This is a genomic window from Kitasatospora sp. NPDC015121 (assembly GCF_055562955.1).
The window spans coordinates 1-15,348 of sequence record NZ_JBVHEH010000045.1 but is presented as its reverse complement, the minus strand read 5'-3'; the positions used below and the strand labels follow the sequence as shown (position 1 = coordinate 15,348).

Below are 15,348 nucleotides of genomic sequence, written 5' to 3'. Positions count from 1 at the left end.
GCCCCCATGCGCCGTACCCCGGAAGGATCCCCCACCATGTCCCTCACCCCCTCCGTGGGCCGGGCCCCCGCCCCGGCCGAACCGCCCGACCCGGCCGCCGCGCCCGCCGCGGGCCGACTGGCCAAGGGCCTGATCGGCACCACCGACCTGGTGTTCTTCGTGGTCGCCGCCGCCGCGCCGCTGACCGTGCTGGCCGGCATCGCCCCGTTCGCGATCGGCGTCGGCGGGGCGTCCGCACCCGCCGCGTACCTGGTCTCGGGCGCGCTGCTGGTGCTGTTCGCCGCCGGGTTCACCGCGATGAGCCGGTACGTGCGCAACGCCGGCGCGTTCTACGCGTACGTGGCGCGCGGGCTCGGCCGGACCCTCGGCGTGGTCACCGCCTACGTGGCGGTGGTCAGCTACAACCTGATCACCCCGGGCGTGGCGGCCGCGTTCGGCTACTTCGCGGCCGGTCACCTCGAACAGCGCACCGGCGCGCACGTGCCGTGGTGGCTGCTGTCCGGCGGCTGCGTGGCCGTGGTCGGCGTGCTCGGCTGGCTGAAGGTCACCCTGTCGGCGAAGGTGCTCGGCGTGGCGCTGGTGCTGGAGGTGCTGTCGCTGCTGCTGATGGAGGGCGGGGTGCTGGCCGAGCGGGGGACGGCCGCGCTCGACCCGGTCTCCTTCGACCCGTCGCTGCTCACCCAGGCCGGCGTGGCGGGCATGTTCGTGCTGGTGATCGGCGCGTTCACCGGCTTCGAGGCGACCGCGATCTACGCCGAGGAGGCCCGCGACCCGGCCCGCACCGTACCGCGCGCCACCTTCGTCGCGATCGGCTTCCTGGCGGTGTTCTACGCGCTGGGCACCTGGATCGTGATGGGCGCGTACGGCACCGACGAGGCGGTCGCGCAGGCCCGCGCCGACGGCGGCCCCGACCTGACCTTCCGGGCCGCCGAGCGGTTCGTCGGCCTGTGGCTGTCGGACACCATGCACGTGCTGATCATCGTGTCGGCGTTCGCGTCCGCGCTGGCCTTCCACAACGCCGCCGCCCGCTACCTGTACGCGCTGGGCCGCGAGGGCCTGCTGCCGCGCGGGCTCGGCCGGGTGTCGCCGCGGACCGGCTCGCCGGGCCCGGCGGTGCTGGCGCAGTCGGTGTTCAACGTGCTGGTGGTCGGCCTGGGCGCGGTGCTCGCCGCCGACCCGTACCTGGTGGTGCTGCTCTGGTCGAACAGCGTCGGCGTGCTCGGCATCATGGTGATGCAGGCGCTGGCGGCGGTCGCGGTGTTCGCGTTCTTCCGGAAGGACCGGCGCGGGCTGTCCGCGTTCCGGGTGGTGTGGGCGCCGCTGCTGGCCGCGGCCGGGCTGGCCGTGCTGACGGTGCTGGCGCTGTTCAACTTCGACCTGCTGACCGGGCGCACCGGCCTGGTCAACTGGCTGCTGCTGGTGCCGATGCCGGTGGTCGCGGCGGCCGGCTGGCTGGTCGCCCGGCGGATCCGGCGCACCGACCCGGAGCGCTTCGCCAAGCTGACCGAGGTGGACGTCGAACGCGACTGAGCGGGCGCGCGGACGGCGGTGCCCGCCCCCGGGAACGGGCGTGCACCGCCGTCGCGGCGTGCGTCAGCCCAGCAGCACCCCGTGCTCGGCGACCACCCGGCCGGCCTTCACCACCAGCTCGCGGGCCGGCAGGTCGACCACCACCTGCGGCACGCACTCGCCGTCCACCAGCAGGAAGTCGGCGGGCGCGCCGGGCGCCAGGTCGGCCCTCGGCAGGCCGAGCAGCTCGGCGCCGCCGTGCGCGGCCAGCTCCAGGCAGTCGGTCAGCTCGGCGTCGGTGCGGGCGTCGGTGGTCCAGCCGAGCAGGTGCGCCCGGTGCAGCATGTCGGCGTTGCCGTACGGGCTCCAGGAGTCGCGGACGCCGTCCGAACCGAGGCCGACCCGCACGCCGCGCGCCCGCAACTCCCGGAACGGCAGCACCTGGTGGGCGGACGGGGCGACGGTGGTCAGCGCGACCCCGGCGTCCGCCAGCAGGTCCGCGGTCCGCTCCAGTTCGTCGGCGGCCAGCTCGGGCAGACAGAACGCGTGGCTGGCCGTCACCCGGCCCTGCAGGCCGGCCGCGACCGTGCGGGCGGCGAGCTCGCGCAGCGGGCCCAGACCGGTGGCGCCGCGGTCGTGCAGGTGCACGTCGAGCAGGACGCCGTACCGCTCGGCGAGGCCGAACAGCAGGTCGAGCTGCTCGCGGCCGTCCGGACCGCCGCCGTCGAACCCGGCCGGGTCGAGACCGCCGACCGCGTCCACCAGCCGCTCGCGGGCCGCCTCGGTCAGCAGCTCCGCCGTGCCCGGGGCGCGCACCACGCCGTGCTGCGGGAACGCCACCGACTGCACGTCCAGCCGCCCGGCCAGCCGCTCGGCGGCCTCCCGCAGACCGGTGACGCCCGCCAGGCCGTACGCGGGGGCGACGTCCACGTGCGCGCGGACGGCGCGGGTGCCGCGGGTCACGGCGTGCGCCAGCAGGCGGTGCGCGCGGACGCCGATCGGGGCGCGCTGCCGCTCGTACAGGTCGACGTCGCCCGCCACGAAGTCGGCGAGACCCCGCGCCGGACGGCGGCTGTACCAGGGCTCGCCCCAGCTGGTCTTGTCCGGGTGGACGTGCGCGTCCACCAGGGTCGGCAGCGCGATCCGGCCACCGCCCTCCACGACGGCGGACGGCTCGGCACCCGGCGGGAGCCCGCCGACCAGGACGCCGTCCACGGCGACCAGGTCGGTGACCGGGCCGCCGAACGGGCGGACCTGGCGGAACAGCGTGACGTGCATGGTGGCGCTCCCGGGGCGGTGCTGAGGGCGCGAAGGCCCTGTCTGGCAGGTTGCGGAACCATTCGAACCGCTTCCGGCGCTTGTCGTCAACTCGCCTATGAGCAAAGCGAGTTGACGATTCACGCTGCCCGGACGAGGGCCCTCTCGGGACGAGCGGCCGCGCTGCTCGGCGCGGGCGCCGCGCACGCGGGGGCGGCGTTCCCGCGCGGACGAGCGGCGGCAGGCCGCCCGGGCCGCCGACCGCCACCGCTGGGCGCACCACCACCACGCCCGGCCGCCCGCCGTCCGGCCACCGCAGCACCGTGATCGGCACCCGCCGGGCTACCGCCTGCCGCCGGGTTGCCCGGCGAACCACCCATCCCGTCCGCCGCGCGCGTAGTGGTGGTGCTCCCGCGCGTCGGGCGGCAGCAGGATGTCCGGGCTACTGGCCGCCCAGACCGTCGCGATCGGCACCCGCCGGGCCGCCGTCTCCGCCGCCTGCCGCCGGGGTGCCCGGTGAACCGCCCATCCCGTCCGCCGCGCGCGTAGTGACGGTGCTCCCGCGCGCCGGACGGCGGCGGGTCGCCCGGGCCGTCTCCGCCGAGACCGGCACCCGCCGTGCTGCTGCCGGCAGCGGCACAGCCCCGCACTCCGTCATCGCCTCCGCCTTCCTCGGGCTGCCTGGTGAACCTGCCCTGCTGGTGAGCCTCCACGCCGCCGTCCCCCTTCGGCGGCGCCCGGGCCCGCCGGGCGTCAGGAGGGCGTAGGGAAAGCGGCGGTGGGCGTCAGGGAGGTGTCAAGGCCGGGCCCGGCGGCCGTTCCGGGTGGTCTGCTGGGGCCCGGGGCGCGGACCCCGGCCCGGAAGCCCGGGGTCCGCGGCCCGCACCCGGGGACCGGACGGAGGAAGGGGAGGCACAGCGGATGCGCGTCGTGGTCGGAGTCAGCGGGTCGTTCGGCGGCCTGGCCGCGCTGCACCGCGCCGTCGCCGAGGCGCGGCGGGCGGCGGACGCCGGCGGCGGCCCGGCGCGGGTGCTGGCGCTGCACGCCTGGGAGCCGCCCGGCGGCGAGTTCGGTTACCGGCGCTCACCCTTCCCGCCGCTGCTGTCCGCCGTCCGGGAGGCCGCCGAGCAGCGGTTGCGCGAGGCACTCGCCGCGAGCGGTGCCGACCGGGCCGGCGTGCCGGTCACCGCGCTGACGGTGCGCGCCGCGCCCGCCGCCGCGCTGCTCGCCGCCGCCGACCGCCCCGACGACCTGCTGGTACTCGGCCCGGCCGGCTCCTGGTGGCGCCGCGGTCTGCGCGGCTCCGTCCCCGCCCGCTGCGTGCGCCGCTCCCGCTGCCCGGTCCTGGTCGTGCCCCGCCCCGAACTCGCGCGGATCCTGGACGCGTCGACCGGACGCGCGGTCGACGCCGAACTGCGCGCGCTGGTCGGCCGCGGCTGACCGCCGCCGTCGGCGCCCCGCCGGGCGCCCGGCGCACGGTGGTGCCTTGGAAGCGCTCCCAAGAAAGATCCGTACGCATCTTCTGCACCGGCGGTGAACCGAAGTACAAAGGAAGCGGCGGAAGTTCGGGCTGTGGGGGCCGGAGCGTCCGCGCCTGGAGCGGCCCGGGCGGTGCGTGGGGGCACTGCCTGGGCCGCCTGTCCGCCCGCCCCGGCTCCCGATCCGGTCCCGTTCGCGTGCCGGGCGATCCACAATGGACGGCATGAGCGCGGACGAGGACGGACTCCCCGAGGTGGCCCGGCTGCTGGACGGCGGCGGGGTGGTGGTGCTGAGCGGGGCCGGGCTGTCCACCGAGTCCGGGATCCCGGACTACCGGGGGCCGGACGGGGTGCGCCGCAACCGGGCGCCGATGACGTACCAGGAGTTCCTCGCGGGGGAGCCGGCCCGCCGCCGCTACTGGGCGCGCAGCCATGCCGGGCGGGCGGTGATCGCCCGGGCCCGGCCGAACGCCGGGCACCTCGCGGTGGCCCGGCTGCGGGCGGCCGGCCGGGTCTCCGCCGTGATCACCCAGAACGTGGACGGCCTGCACCGCGCCGCCGGCACCGCCGACGCGGTCGAACTGCACGGCGGCCTGGACCGGGTGGTCTGCCTCGACTGCGGCGCCGTCACCGCCCGCACCGCCCTCGACGACCGCCTTGCCGCCCTCAACCCGGCCTTCCGGGACGCCGGTTCGCGGATCAACCCGGACGGCGACGTCGAACTGCCGGACGACCTGGTCGCCTCCTTCGCCGTCGCCCCCTGCACGGCCTGCGGCGGCGTCCTCAAGCCGGACGTGGTGTTCTTCGGCGAGAACGTGCCCAAGGGCCGGGTCGAGCACTGCTACCGCCTGGTCGACGAGGGCCGCGCCCTGCTGGTCCTCGGCTCCTCGCTCGCCGTGATGTCCGGTCTGCGCTTCGTCCGCCACGCCGCGCGGACCGGCAAGCCGGTCGCCATCGTCACCCGCGGCACCACCCGCGGCGACGACCTCGCCACCGCCCGGATCGACGCCCCGCTCGGCGAGACCCTGACCACGCTGACCGCCCTGACCGTCGGCCTGGCCTGATCCGGGGAGCCCCGTCCGCCGGGCGCCCGGCCCGGCCGCTACCCGCTGCTGGTCACCGGCGCCAGCCGACTCGCCTTCGCCGGCAAGGCCGACGGCTCACTCGTGAAGGCCGACGGCAGGCCGGTCGGCTCCGCCCGGATCGGCCAGGCCATCGACCTGCCGAAGGCCGACCCGACCGACCCGGACGAACCGGCCCGCCCGTCCGCCGGCGGCTACGACCCGACCGCCTCCGGTTCCGGTCTCGACCCACACCTCTCCGTCGCCCACGCGAAGGAACAGGTCAGCCGGCCCGGACGCTCCCCCGTCCGGGCCGGCCGACCGCGTGTCCGGCCAGCGGCGGAGCCCCGCCGGGGGCGTCCTCAGCGCCTCGGCCACCACGCGTCGACGCCCGCCACCACGCTCCCCGCGACCGTCCCCAGCAGCGCGCCCGCGATGACGTCCCCCGGGTAGTGCACGCCCGTGTGGACGCGGGAGTAGCCGACCGTGGTCGCCAGCAGGCCCAACGGTGCCGCCGCCCAGGGGAGTTGGGAGGAGACGCCGGTGGCGAAGGCGAACGCGGACGCGGTGTGGCCGGAGGGGAAGGACGCCGACTCCGGCATCGGCACGAACCGGGCCTCGGGGACCTTGCCCGCCTCCCGGTCCGGCCGCTTGCGCCGGGCCAGCGACTTGCCCAGCAGGTTCGCCGCCGCCGAGGCCACCGCCACCGACGCCAGCCCGACCACCGCCGCCCGGCGCGGCCGGCCCGGGACCAGCGCCAGCCCGCAGGCCAGGGCGATCGAGATCTTCGAGTGGTTCGCCGCGGTGGAGAGCTGCCGCAGCCGTTCGTCCAGGGTCGGGGTCGGCGTCGCGGCCACCGCGACGTACACCGCCAGGTCCACCGCCGACAGGTCCTCCACCACCCGCCGTCCGGTCGGCACCCACTGCTTCGACACCTTCACCGCACACCGCCGTTCGTCTTCTCCGTCCGGCCCGACGCCAGGTGCGCCAGCCGGCTCCACTTCAGGGTCGGGGCCGGGGCCACCGTGCCCGGCCGCTCGCGCGGGACCCGGACCCGCAGCACGCGGGGACGGATCACGCAGCGCACCGGCACGTCCAGCTCCAGGGCCTCGCCGTCCACCGCGACGGGAATGGTCGCGACGTCCGCCGTCACCACCACCTCGCGGCCGACCAGCACCGTCACCGCCTCCGCACTCGTACCACGCAGCGCCAGGTCCGCGGCCTGCGCCGCGCCGTCCACCCGCACGCCCAGCACGCCCAGGCGCCCGAGGTCCATCCGGGAGCGCCGCCCGGGGTCGAGCAGGTCGCCCGCGTCGTACGGGTTGTTGCTGACCAGCACCGCCTGCGGGCGTTCCAGCCGCTCGCCGCCGGTCTCGGCGGTGAGCTGCGCGCCCGCGTAGCCGACCAGCAGGTCCGGCAGCATGGCGAGGATCGTGGTGGCCTTCGCATCCCGGTACTCGGGGTTCTGGACGACCTCCGCGTAGGTGCCGAACGACACGTTGTTGACGAAGGCCCGGCCCGCGACCTCGCCCAGGTCGACCAGCAGCTCGACGCCGTCGGTCAGTGCGTCCAGGCAGCTGGCCGGGTCGTTGCGGTCCAGGCCGAGGTCGAGCGCGAAGTGGTTGCGGGTGCCGGCCGACACCACCAGGAACGGCAGTCCGTGCCGGGCCGCGACCTGCGCGACCAGCGCCTGGGTGCCGTCGCCGCCCGCCACGCCCAGCAGGTCCGCGCCGTCCGCGACGGCCCGCTCCGCCAGTTCGGTGACGTCCTGCTCGGCGGACGGGTCGAGCAGGACGACCTCCGCGCCCAGCTCACGGGCCCGCCCGGCCAGGTCGAACTTCTCGACCTTCCCGCCGCCGGACTTCGGATTCATGATCAGGACGGGTCGGCGCGGCGGATCGACCTCGCGCTCCGGCATCTCCCGGGTGTGCCGCGCCGAGCGCAGCGCCGCCCTCGCCAGTCCCAGGCCCACCGCCCACAGCGCCACCGCGCCCAGCACCCACGGCCACGTCCCGTTGCCGACGTACACCGCCAGCGCGCCCGCCGGGGCGGCCACCGCCAGCAGGACGCCGAGCCAGCGCACCGGACCGCGCCGCGACAGCGCCCACCACACGCCGACGGCCATCAGCACCAGCGCCGCCGCCCCGACCGCCACCACCAGGGCCCCGCGCAGCCCCGCCCCGGCGGCGAGCACCAGCACCGCCGCCAACCCGCACCCGATCGCCGCCCTCGCCAGCCACACCGGCTTCGCCGCCTCTCCCATCCGTCGACGGTAACGCCGTGTCAGCTACCCCGCCCGGCAGGACGCACGCCACCCGCCCCGGGCCGGCCGCTGGCCCGGTCCCGCCCCCGGACACGCCGACGGCGCGCGGCATTCCGCCGCGCGCCGTCAACTCGCCTGCTCTCCGGCCCGGTTCCGCTACTCGGCGGGCGTGCCGTCGGCGGCGATCCGGGTGAAGCCCAGGTACGGGTGCAGGGCCTTGGGCAGCAGCACCGAGCCGTCCGCCTGCTGGTGCTGCTCCAGCACCGCCGCGATGGTGCGGCCCAGCGGCAGGCCCGAGCCGTTGACGGTGGCGGCCGGGGTCGGCTTGCCCTTCTCGTCCCGGGTGCGGATGCCGGCCCGGCGGCCCTGGAAGGTGCCGAAGTCCGACACCGAGGAGATCTCCCGGTAGGTGTCCTGGCTGGGCAGCCACACCTCCAGGTCGTAGGTCAGCCGCGCGGAGAACCCGGTGTCACCGGCCGCCAGCATGACGACGCGGTACGAGAGTTCGAGCTCCCGCAGGCAGGCCTCGGCGTGCGAGACCATCAGCTCCATCTGCTCCCGCGCCTGCTCGGCCGCGCAGATCCGCACCATCTCGACCTTCGAGAACTGGTGCATCCGGATCAGCCCGCGGGTGTCCCGCCCGTACGAGCCGGCCTCCGAACGGAAGCACGGGGTGTACGCGGTGAGCGCCAGCGGCAGCTCGGCCGGCGGGACGATCTCGTCCGCGTACAGGTTGGTCAGCGGGACCTCGGCGGTCGGGATCAGGAACAGGTCCCGGTCCGCGACGCCCGTCCTGAACAGGTCCTCCTCGAACTTCGGCAGCTGCCCGGTGCCGGTCATGGTGCGCCGGTTCACCAGGTACGGCACCGAGTGCTCGACGTACCCGTGCCGGCGGGTGTGCACGTCCAGCAGCAGCGAGGCGATCGCCCGCTCCAGCGCGGCACCGGTGCCGCGCAGCACGCTGAAGCGCGAGCCCGACAGCTTGGCGGCCCGGCCGAAGTCCAGGATGCCCATGGCCTCGCCCAGGTCGACGTGGTCCTTGGGCGCGAAGTCGAAGCGCGGCGGCTCGCCGACCCGGCGCAGCTCGCGGGCGTCCTCGTCGGAGAAGCCGTCGGGGGCCTCGTCGTCCGGCAGGTTGGGGACGGTCAGCAGCAGGTCGGTCAGCTCCTGCTGGACCCGCTCCAGCTCCGCCTCGTTCTGCTGGACCTGCTCCTTGAGCGCGCGGGCGCTCTCCTTCAGCTCGCTGACGTCCCCGCCCTGCTTGGCGGTGCGCTGCACCTCCTGGGCGACCTGCTTCGAACGGGCCCGCAGCTCATCGCCGGCCTGGATGCCGCTGTTGCGGCGGGACTGCAGCGCCTCCAGCGCGGACAGGTCGAGCGCGTAGCCGCGACGTGCCAGAAGCCGGACGGCTTCGTCCCCCAGGTCGATCAGGACGCGGGCATCATGCATCGGAGTCGGTTCTCCCTCGGTCGGGCGGACACCGCCGGAACCACTGCCGGGCGGATTCGTCCCGACCGTAGCAGGGGCGGGGAAAGCGGTGCAGCGCCATATCCGTCCGGTGCGCGCGCCATCCGCCCCTCGCCCTTGCCGAGATGATCCCTGCGGAGATAGTCTTCGCATAGATGAATTCGGCAGGGAACGTCGACCGAGGGGAACCGCCATGTGGCAGCACGAGTACACCGCCGAGACCGCCGCCGCGCCGCACGCCGTCTGGGCCGTGCTCAGCGACCTGGACCGCTGGACGGACTGGGACACCTCGATGGAGGCCGTCGCCCTGGACGGCCCGTTCGAGGTCGGCGGCCGGGTCGTGATGACCCCGACCGGCCAGGAGCCGATCGTCTCGGTCATCACCCGGATCGAACCCGGCCGCGCCTACGCCGACCGCACCGAGTTCGGCGGCGCCGTGCTGGACTTCTCGCACACCCTGACCGCCCGCCCCGACGGCGGCACCCGGGTCGTCCACCGCCTGGAGATCACCGGTCCGGAGGCCGGCCGGCTCGGCCCCGAACTCGGTCCGATGATCACCGAGGACTTCCCGCAGGCGATGGCCGGCCTGCTCGCCCGCGCCGAACGGACCGCCTGACCCCGCAGCCCCACCGGCCGTAGCCCCACCGCCCGACCGCCCGGCCGCCCCGTAGCCTCATAGCCCGACCGCCCCGGGCGGAACGACACCGGAGCGCAACCGCACCGAAGGAGCACGCCACCATGGACGGACTGGTCGAGGGCCCGGCGAACAGCCCCGGCTTCTGGCTCTGGCACGCCACGCTGCGCTGGCAGCGCGAGGTCGCCGCCGCCCTCGCCCCGCACGACCTGACCCACCCGCAGTTCGTCCTGCTCTCCTGCGCGTGGTGGCTCAACGAGCAGGGCGCCGTCCCCAACCAGCAGGAGCTCTCCGCCCAGGCCGGCACCGACGTCCGCACCACCTCCCAGGTGGTGCGGAAACTGGAGGCCAAGGGCCTGCTCGACCGCACCACCGACCCGGACGACACCCGCGCCCGCCGCCTGCGCATCACCCCGCGCGGCACCGCCCTCGCCCGCGCCGCGATCCCGGCCGTCGAGGCCGTCGACCACGCCTTCTTCGCCCCGGCCGCGCACGGCGCGCCCGCCCTGGACGGCGAGGGCCTCAGCCGCCTGCTGCGCCGACTGGTCGACGCGCCGTAGCCCCGCCGGGGCCGAGCGGCCTCAGCCCCGGGCGACGAACTCGGCCACCACCGGCCCCAGCACACCCGGCGCGACCTCGTGGGTCTGCCCCGCCAGGGTGCGGTGCTCCGCGCCCGCCGCGGCGGCAGTCGCCGAGGCCGCGTCACGCAGCAGGGCCGGGCTCTCCCCGCCGTCGACCACCAGCAGCGGCACCGGCAGCGCGGCCAGCGCCCCGGCCGGCACCGGCGCGCCCGCCGCCCCGTCCAGCACCTCGGCGTCGTGCACCAGCGTCGGCGCCACCGCCACGAAGGCCGGCCACACCGGCGACTCGCGCAGCCGCGCGACCACCGGTTCGGGGGAGCCGACGAAGCGCATGAACCGGGCCACCGCCCCGCCCGGATCGCCCGCCAGCACGTCCCGCTCGACGTCCGCCCGGTACTCCGCGAACCGGGCGCGCTGCCCGTCCGAGGTGCTGAACGGCGGCTCGTACGCCACCACCCGCTCCACCCCGACGCCCGCCCCCGCCGCCCGCAGCGCCAGCGCCGCGCCCGAGGACAGACCCAGCAGCGCCGCCCGGCCGCCCGCCGCCGCGATCACCGCCGCCAGGTCCTCCACCTCCCGCTCCACGGCGTACCGGCCGCCCGCGCCGCTCTCGCCGCGCCCGCGCCGGTCGTAGCTGAACACCCGGTGCGCACCGGCCAGTTCCGCCGCCAGCCCACCGGCCGGACCGAACGCCCGGTGGCACATCGCCCCGTCCACGACCACCACGGCCGGCCCTTCGCCACCGGCCACCTGGTAGGCGATCCGGGTGCCGTCGGCGGAGGTCACGTACTCGGTCATTCCCACTCCCTCATCCATCGTCCTGTCACTGTCCACGGTGCCCGTCCGGCTCACTTCGCACCGCTCGCCAGGGTGTGCGCGACCAGCGCGTTCGCGTGGCCGTGCCCCAGCCCGTACTCGCTCTTCAGCCAGCCGACCAGCTCCATGTGCCTGGTCAGCGGCGAGTCGGTGATCAACTGCTGCCACTCGGCGATCGGACGCCCGTACTTCCGCTCGATCGAGGGGAAGTAGCTGGCCGGTCCCTTGACGCTCGTCCGCTGGTCGCTCATCTCACCGCTCCGTCCGTTCCGTTCGCTTCGTTCGTTCGCACCGCTCGTTCCGCCGTCACAGGAGTAGACGGGACACCCCGGCGGAACTGATCGGTCCCCGGGAGAAAACTTCCCGGGCCGCGTACGGTCGGCCCATGGCACGCATCGACGACAGCGCGATCGCCCGGGCAGCCGACTACCTGTGGACGGCGGGCCGGGTGCTCGAACAGCGCCGCTTCGCCCACCACTTCGGCCCCGCCCCCGACCCGGCGGGCGTCCTCGCCGCCCTGGACGCCTACCGGGCGCCCGGCGGCGGCTGGGCGTACGGCCTGGAACCCGACGTCCGCGGACCCGCCGCCCAGCCCCTCGCGGCCGGCGCCGCCGCCCGGATCCTCGCCGAGGCCGACGCCCTGAACGGCCCGCGCGGCACCGAACTCTGCGACTGGGCCGACACCCTGACCACCGAGGAGGGCGGCGTCCCGGCCGTCCTGCCGAGCCTGCGCGACTACCCGCACCCGCCCTTCCTGCCGATCGCCGACGACCCGCCCGCCGAACTGCTCGCCACCGGCCAGATCGCCGCCCCGCTGCTCCGCTCCGGCCTGCGCCACCCCTGGCTGACCGGCGCGGAGGCCTTCTGCCGCCGCGCCATCGAGGCGATCGGCACCACCCACCCGTACGAGGTGATCACCGCCGTCGGCTTCCTCGACGCCGCCCCCGACCGGGCCTGGGCCGCCGAACAGGCCGCCCGCCTCGGCGAGTCGGTGCGCGCGCAGCGGCTGGTGCTCCTCGACCCGGCCCACCCCGAGCAGGTCCGGCTCGCCCCCGGCTACGCGCCCGGCGAGTTCCACCTCCCGCACGACTACGCGTCCCACCCGGACAGCCTGGCCCGGGCCTGGTTCACCGACACCGAACTCGACCGCGGCCTCGACCACCTCGCCACCCGCCAACTCCCGGACGGCGGCTGGCCGATCAACTGGGCCCGCTGGTCCGCCGCCACCGAGAACGAGGCCCGCCCGGGCGTCACCCTGTCCGCCCTGCTCACCCTCCGCGCGTACGGCTAGACCCCTCCCCGGCAGCTACGGCAGCGCGTCCAGCCAGCCGTCCGCCGTACCGGTGCGGGCGTACAGCACCTGGCGGCCGGCCCGGTGCGAGGAGACCAGGCCGGCCGTGCGCAGGGCGGACAGGTGCTGGGAGACCGCCGGGGCGGAGACCCCGCAGCGGGCCGCCAGCTCGGTGGTGGAGGCCGGGACGTCCAGCTCGGTCAGCAGCCGGGTGCGGGTGCGGCCCAGCACGGGCACCAGCGCCTCGGCGCGCGGGCGCGGACGCTGCTCCCAGACGGTCGCGGCCGCCAGCGCCGGGTAGCAGAGCTGCGGCGGGTCCGGCGCGACGGTGCGGGTCAGCAGCCGGGGCCAGGCGAACACCGAGGGGACGAGCAGCAGCCCGGCGCCGGTCGCGATCCGGGTGACGGCGCAGTGCCGCTCCGACAGGTGCAGGGTGCCGTCCGCCCAGCGCACCGTGCCGTGCAGCTCGCCGAGCATGCCCGCGCTGCCCCGCTCGGCGGCCTGCCGGGCCCGCTGCAGCACGTCGGCCTCCAGCACCGCCCGGATCCGCGACCAGTACGGGGCGAGCGCCAGCTCCCAGAACGCCTCGACCTCGACGGTGATCCGCCGCAGCGCCGCCTCGGGCTCCCGCTCCAGCACCCGCAGCCGCCCGCTGCCCCGGCCGGCGCGGTCGGCCTGCTCGGCGCGGCCGGTCCGGTCGGTGCGCAGGCACGCCAGGTCGTGCCGGAGCAGTTCGGGGCCGGTGGCCCGGACCGCCGCCAACTCCTCCGCCAGCACCGCCACCCGCCGGGTCGGGACGGGGTTGAGGAAGTCCGGCAGGTGCCCGTACGGCGGGATCAGTTCGGCCAGCCAGCCGCGGTCCAGTCCGGCGGCGGCCAGCCGCGGCCGGACCTGCGCGGCCCAGCGGCGGTGCGGCGCGGGCACGGGATCGGCGGCCAGCGCGCGGAACGCGGCCACCACCTCCCACATCGGGGAGACCGCGAACCTGGTCAGCGCCAGGTCGCCCACCGACAACAGCAGCCCGGTCCGCACCGTCCCCGCACCTCCGCCCTCGCCGTGGATTCGGCCCCAGCTTAATCAATCCGCCCCCACCGACCGGCCCGGCAGCATCGACCCGTACCCCGCCCAGCTCTGCCCGCCCGACCAGCCCATCCCGACCGTACGAAAGCGAGCCCCCGATGTCCCGGACGACCGCCCTCCCCGCCCTTCCCGCCCGCTCCACCGAGCACGCCGCCGCCCTGCGCGCCCTCGCGGCGGCCGACGCGCCGCTGCTGCTCCCGAACGCCTGGGACGCGGGCAGCGCGGCGGTGATCGCCGCGGCCGGCGCGCCCGCGATCGCCACCACCAGCGGCGGCGTCTCCTGGTCGGCGGGACGCGGCGACGGGCAGGGCCTGGACCGGGCGGCGATGGCCGAGGCGGTGCGCCGGATCGCCGCCGCCGTGGACGTGCCGGTGACCGCCGACATCGAGGGCGGCTACGGTCCGACGGCCGAGGACGTGGCCGGGACCGTCCGCGCGGTGGTCGCGGCGGGCGCGGTCGGCGTCAACCTGGAGGACTCCACGGCTCCGGGCGGTCCGCTGTTCACCGTCGCCGACCAGGCCGCCCGCCTGCGCGCCGCCCGGGCCGCCGCCACCGGAGCCGGCCTGCCCGACCTGCTGCTCAACGCCCGCACCGACGTCCACCTGTTCGGCATCGGCGCCCCGGAGGGCCGCCCGGCCGAACTCCTCCGCCGGGCCGAGGCGTACGCGGAGGCCGGCGCCGACTCGCTGTTCGTCCCCGGCCTGCTCGACCTCGCCGCACTGGAGGAGCTGACCGCCGCCTCCCCGCTGCCGGTCAACGCGATGGCCGTCCCGGGCGGCCCGACCGTTGCCCAGCTCACCGCCGCCGGAGTCCGCCGGATCAGCCTGGGCACCGCCCTCGCCCAGGCCGCGTACACCGCCGCCCACCGGGCCGCCGCCGAACTGCTCGGCCCCGGCACGTACGGCGCGCTGGGCGGCGCGCTCGACTTCGGTGCGCTCAACGGGCTGTTCGCCGCCCGCTGACGGATGTCAGCCAACTGACGAAGATCAATCCCAGGCAGCGTCATCAGTCAATTGATGACGGTCGGTCAGGTCGACCGTCACGCTCGGATTGATCCACCGCCCCGCGTCGATCCGCAGGCGCGGGCGGTGCCGTGGACGTCGCCTCAGGAGACGGCGCGCTTCACCAGCTCGGCGATCCGGGCTGCCTCCGCCTCGCCCAGGTCGGCGATCGCGAAGTAGGTCGGCCACATCGCGCCGTCGTCCAGCTTGGCGTTGTCGCTGAAGCCGATCATCGCGTAGCGGGACTTGAACTTGGCGGCGCTCTGGAAGAAGCAGACGGGCTTGCCGTCGGCGTTGTTGTAGGCGGGCATGCCGTACCAGGTCTTCGGAGCCAGCTGCGGCGCGGCCTCGGCGACGATCTGGTGGAAGCGCCGGGCCAGCACCCGGTCCTCCTCCGGCATCTCCTCGATCTTCTCCAGCAGGTCCTGCTCCGCCTCGGCGGCCTTCGCCGCGGCGGACGCCCGCTTGGTCTCCGCCTTCATCTCCTTGGCGCGCTCCTTCATCGCCGCGCGCTCGTCCGCCGTGAAACCCTCGTGCTTCTCCGCCATGACCGGTCCTCCCGTTGCCGTGCCCGTTCCCTGCTGACGTCTTCGATCTTAGGAACGACGGGGCCCGGGCGGCTTCTCGGAAACTGACCGGGTCCGGTCCGGGACGGTCCCCGGACCGGACCCGGTGGGTCCGCCGCGCGGTTCAGCGGGCCTTGAAGGTCCGCAGCCGCAGGCTGTTGCCGACCACGAAGACGGAGGAGAAGGCCATGGCGGCGCCGGCGATCATGGGGTTGAGGAGGCCGGTGGCGGCGAGGGGGAGGGCGGCGATGTTGTAGGCGAAGGCCCAGAAGAGGTTGCCCTTGATGGTGGTGAGGGTGCGGCGGGAGAGGCGGATGGCGTCGGCGGCGGAGCGCAGGTCGCCG

17 protein-coding genes are annotated in these 15,348 nt (G+C 76.0%); 8 read left to right on the top strand and 9 right to left on the bottom strand.

Annotated features, from left to right (window positions below):
• Positions 1 to 36 precede the first annotated feature (36 nt).
• The gene (locus tag ACZ3J7_RS37525; protein WP_465627747.1) at positions 37 to 1,530 is read left to right on the top strand and encodes an APC family permease; all 1,494 of its coding nucleotides are present in this window, start codon (positions 37 to 39) and stop codon (positions 1,528 to 1,530) included.
• 63 nt (positions 1,531 to 1,593) lie between these two features.
• On the opposite strand, the gene ACZ3J7_RS37520 is transcribed toward ACZ3J7_RS37525, so the two are convergent.
• Entirely contained in the window at positions 1,594 to 2,787 is a 1,194-nt protein-coding gene (locus tag ACZ3J7_RS37520) for an amidohydrolase (RefSeq protein WP_465627745.1), read from the bottom strand.
• 900 nt (positions 2,788 to 3,687) lie between these two features.
• Between ACZ3J7_RS37520 and ACZ3J7_RS37515 the strand changes: the two genes are divergently transcribed.
• From ACZ3J7_RS37515 to ACZ3J7_RS37505, 3 genes are all read left to right on the top strand, one after another.
• Positions 3,688 to 4,206 carry a universal stress protein gene (locus ACZ3J7_RS37515; protein ID WP_465627743.1) on the top strand — a complete coding sequence of 173 codons (519 nt, stop codon included), beginning with the start codon at positions 3,688 to 3,690 and terminating at the stop codon, positions 4,204 to 4,206.
• Positions 4,207 to 4,459: 253 nt separating this feature from the next.
• Positions 4,460 to 5,308: an NAD-dependent protein deacetylase gene (locus tag ACZ3J7_RS37510; RefSeq protein ID WP_465627741.1), complete on the top strand. Its 849-nt coding sequence runs from the start codon at positions 4,460 to 4,462 to the stop codon at positions 5,306 to 5,308.
• Positions 5,309 to 5,353: 45 nt separating this feature from the next.
• Positions 5,354 to 5,758, top strand: coding sequence for a potassium-transporting ATPase subunit C (locus ACZ3J7_RS37505; RefSeq protein ID WP_465627792.1), 405 nt, complete (start codon positions 5,354 to 5,356; stop codon positions 5,756 to 5,758).
• Here ACZ3J7_RS37505 and ACZ3J7_RS37500 read toward each other — a convergent pair.
• The 3 genes from ACZ3J7_RS37500 to serS all read right to left on the bottom strand — a co-directional run bounded on the left by ACZ3J7_RS37500 (position 5,668) and on the right by serS (position 9,017).
• On the bottom strand, positions 5,668 to 6,246 hold the full coding sequence (locus tag ACZ3J7_RS37500; RefSeq protein ID WP_465627739.1) for a phosphatase PAP2 family protein: 579 nt from the start codon (positions 6,244 to 6,246) through the stop codon (positions 5,668 to 5,670). The genes ACZ3J7_RS37505 and ACZ3J7_RS37500 overlap by 91 nt on opposite strands.
• The gene (locus ACZ3J7_RS37495) at positions 6,243 to 7,568 is read right to left on the bottom strand and encodes a diacylglycerol/lipid kinase family protein (RefSeq protein ID WP_465627737.1); all 1,326 of its coding nucleotides are present in this window, start codon (positions 7,566 to 7,568) and stop codon (positions 6,243 to 6,245) included. Before ACZ3J7_RS37495 ends, ACZ3J7_RS37500 begins: the two co-directional genes overlap by 4 nt.
• Positions 7,569 to 7,724: 156 nt before the next feature.
• Entirely contained in the window at positions 7,725 to 9,017 is a 1,293-nt protein-coding gene (serS, locus tag ACZ3J7_RS37490; RefSeq protein WP_465627735.1) for a serine--tRNA ligase, read from the bottom strand.
• Between the two features lie 211 nt (positions 9,018 to 9,228).
• On the opposite strand from serS, the gene ACZ3J7_RS37485 reads away from it, so the two are divergent.
• Positions 9,229 to 9,651 carry an SRPBCC family protein gene (locus ACZ3J7_RS37485; protein ID WP_465627733.1) on the top strand — a complete coding sequence of 141 codons (423 nt, stop codon included), beginning with the start codon at positions 9,229 to 9,231 and terminating at the stop codon, positions 9,649 to 9,651.
• A 122-nt stretch (positions 9,652 to 9,773) separates the two neighbouring features.
• The gene (locus ACZ3J7_RS37480; RefSeq protein WP_465627731.1) at positions 9,774 to 10,229 is read left to right on the top strand and encodes a MarR family winged helix-turn-helix transcriptional regulator; all 456 of its coding nucleotides are present in this window, start codon (positions 9,774 to 9,776) and stop codon (positions 10,227 to 10,229) included.
• Positions 10,230 to 10,250: 21 nt separating this feature from the next.
• On the opposite strand, the gene ACZ3J7_RS37475 is transcribed toward ACZ3J7_RS37480, so the two are convergent.
• Positions 10,251 to 11,048 (bottom strand): alpha/beta fold hydrolase, encoded by a 798-nt coding sequence (locus ACZ3J7_RS37475; RefSeq protein WP_465627729.1) that lies wholly within the window; start codon positions 11,046 to 11,048, stop codon positions 10,251 to 10,253.
• Between the two features lie 50 nt (positions 11,049 to 11,098).
• Positions 11,099 to 11,317, bottom strand: coding sequence for a DUF4287 domain-containing protein (locus ACZ3J7_RS37470; RefSeq protein ID WP_465627727.1), 219 nt, complete (start codon positions 11,315 to 11,317; stop codon positions 11,099 to 11,101).
• Between the two features lie 134 nt (positions 11,318 to 11,451).
• On the opposite strand from ACZ3J7_RS37470, the gene ACZ3J7_RS37465 reads away from it, so the two are divergent.
• Positions 11,452 to 12,357 (top strand): hypothetical protein, encoded by a 906-nt coding sequence (locus ACZ3J7_RS37465; protein ID WP_465627725.1) that lies wholly within the window; start codon positions 11,452 to 11,454, stop codon positions 12,355 to 12,357.
• Positions 12,358 to 12,372: 15 nt separating this feature from the next.
• Here ACZ3J7_RS37465 and ACZ3J7_RS37460 read toward each other — a convergent pair whose 3' ends face one another.
• Entirely contained in the window at positions 12,373 to 13,389 is a 1,017-nt protein-coding gene (locus tag ACZ3J7_RS37460; protein WP_465627723.1) for an ArsR/SmtB family transcription factor, read from the bottom strand.
• A gap of 146 nt (positions 13,390 to 13,535) precedes the next feature.
• On the opposite strand from ACZ3J7_RS37460, the gene ACZ3J7_RS37455 reads away from it, so the two are divergent.
• The gene (locus tag ACZ3J7_RS37455) at positions 13,536 to 14,399 is read left to right on the top strand and encodes an isocitrate lyase/PEP mutase family protein (RefSeq protein WP_465627721.1); all 864 of its coding nucleotides are present in this window, start codon (positions 13,536 to 13,538) and stop codon (positions 14,397 to 14,399) included.
• A gap of 143 nt (positions 14,400 to 14,542) precedes the next feature.
• Here ACZ3J7_RS37455 and ACZ3J7_RS37450 read toward each other — a convergent pair whose 3' ends face one another.
• Both ACZ3J7_RS37450 and ACZ3J7_RS37445 read right to left on the bottom strand, forming a co-directional pair.
• Positions 14,543 to 14,986 (bottom strand): iron chaperone, encoded by a 444-nt coding sequence (locus ACZ3J7_RS37450; protein ID WP_465627719.1) that lies wholly within the window; start codon positions 14,984 to 14,986, stop codon positions 14,543 to 14,545.
• Positions 14,987 to 15,128: 142 nt separating this feature from the next.
• Positions 15,129 to 15,348: hypothetical protein (locus ACZ3J7_RS37445; protein WP_465627718.1), on the bottom strand; the 220-nt coding region annotated here is incomplete at its 5' end.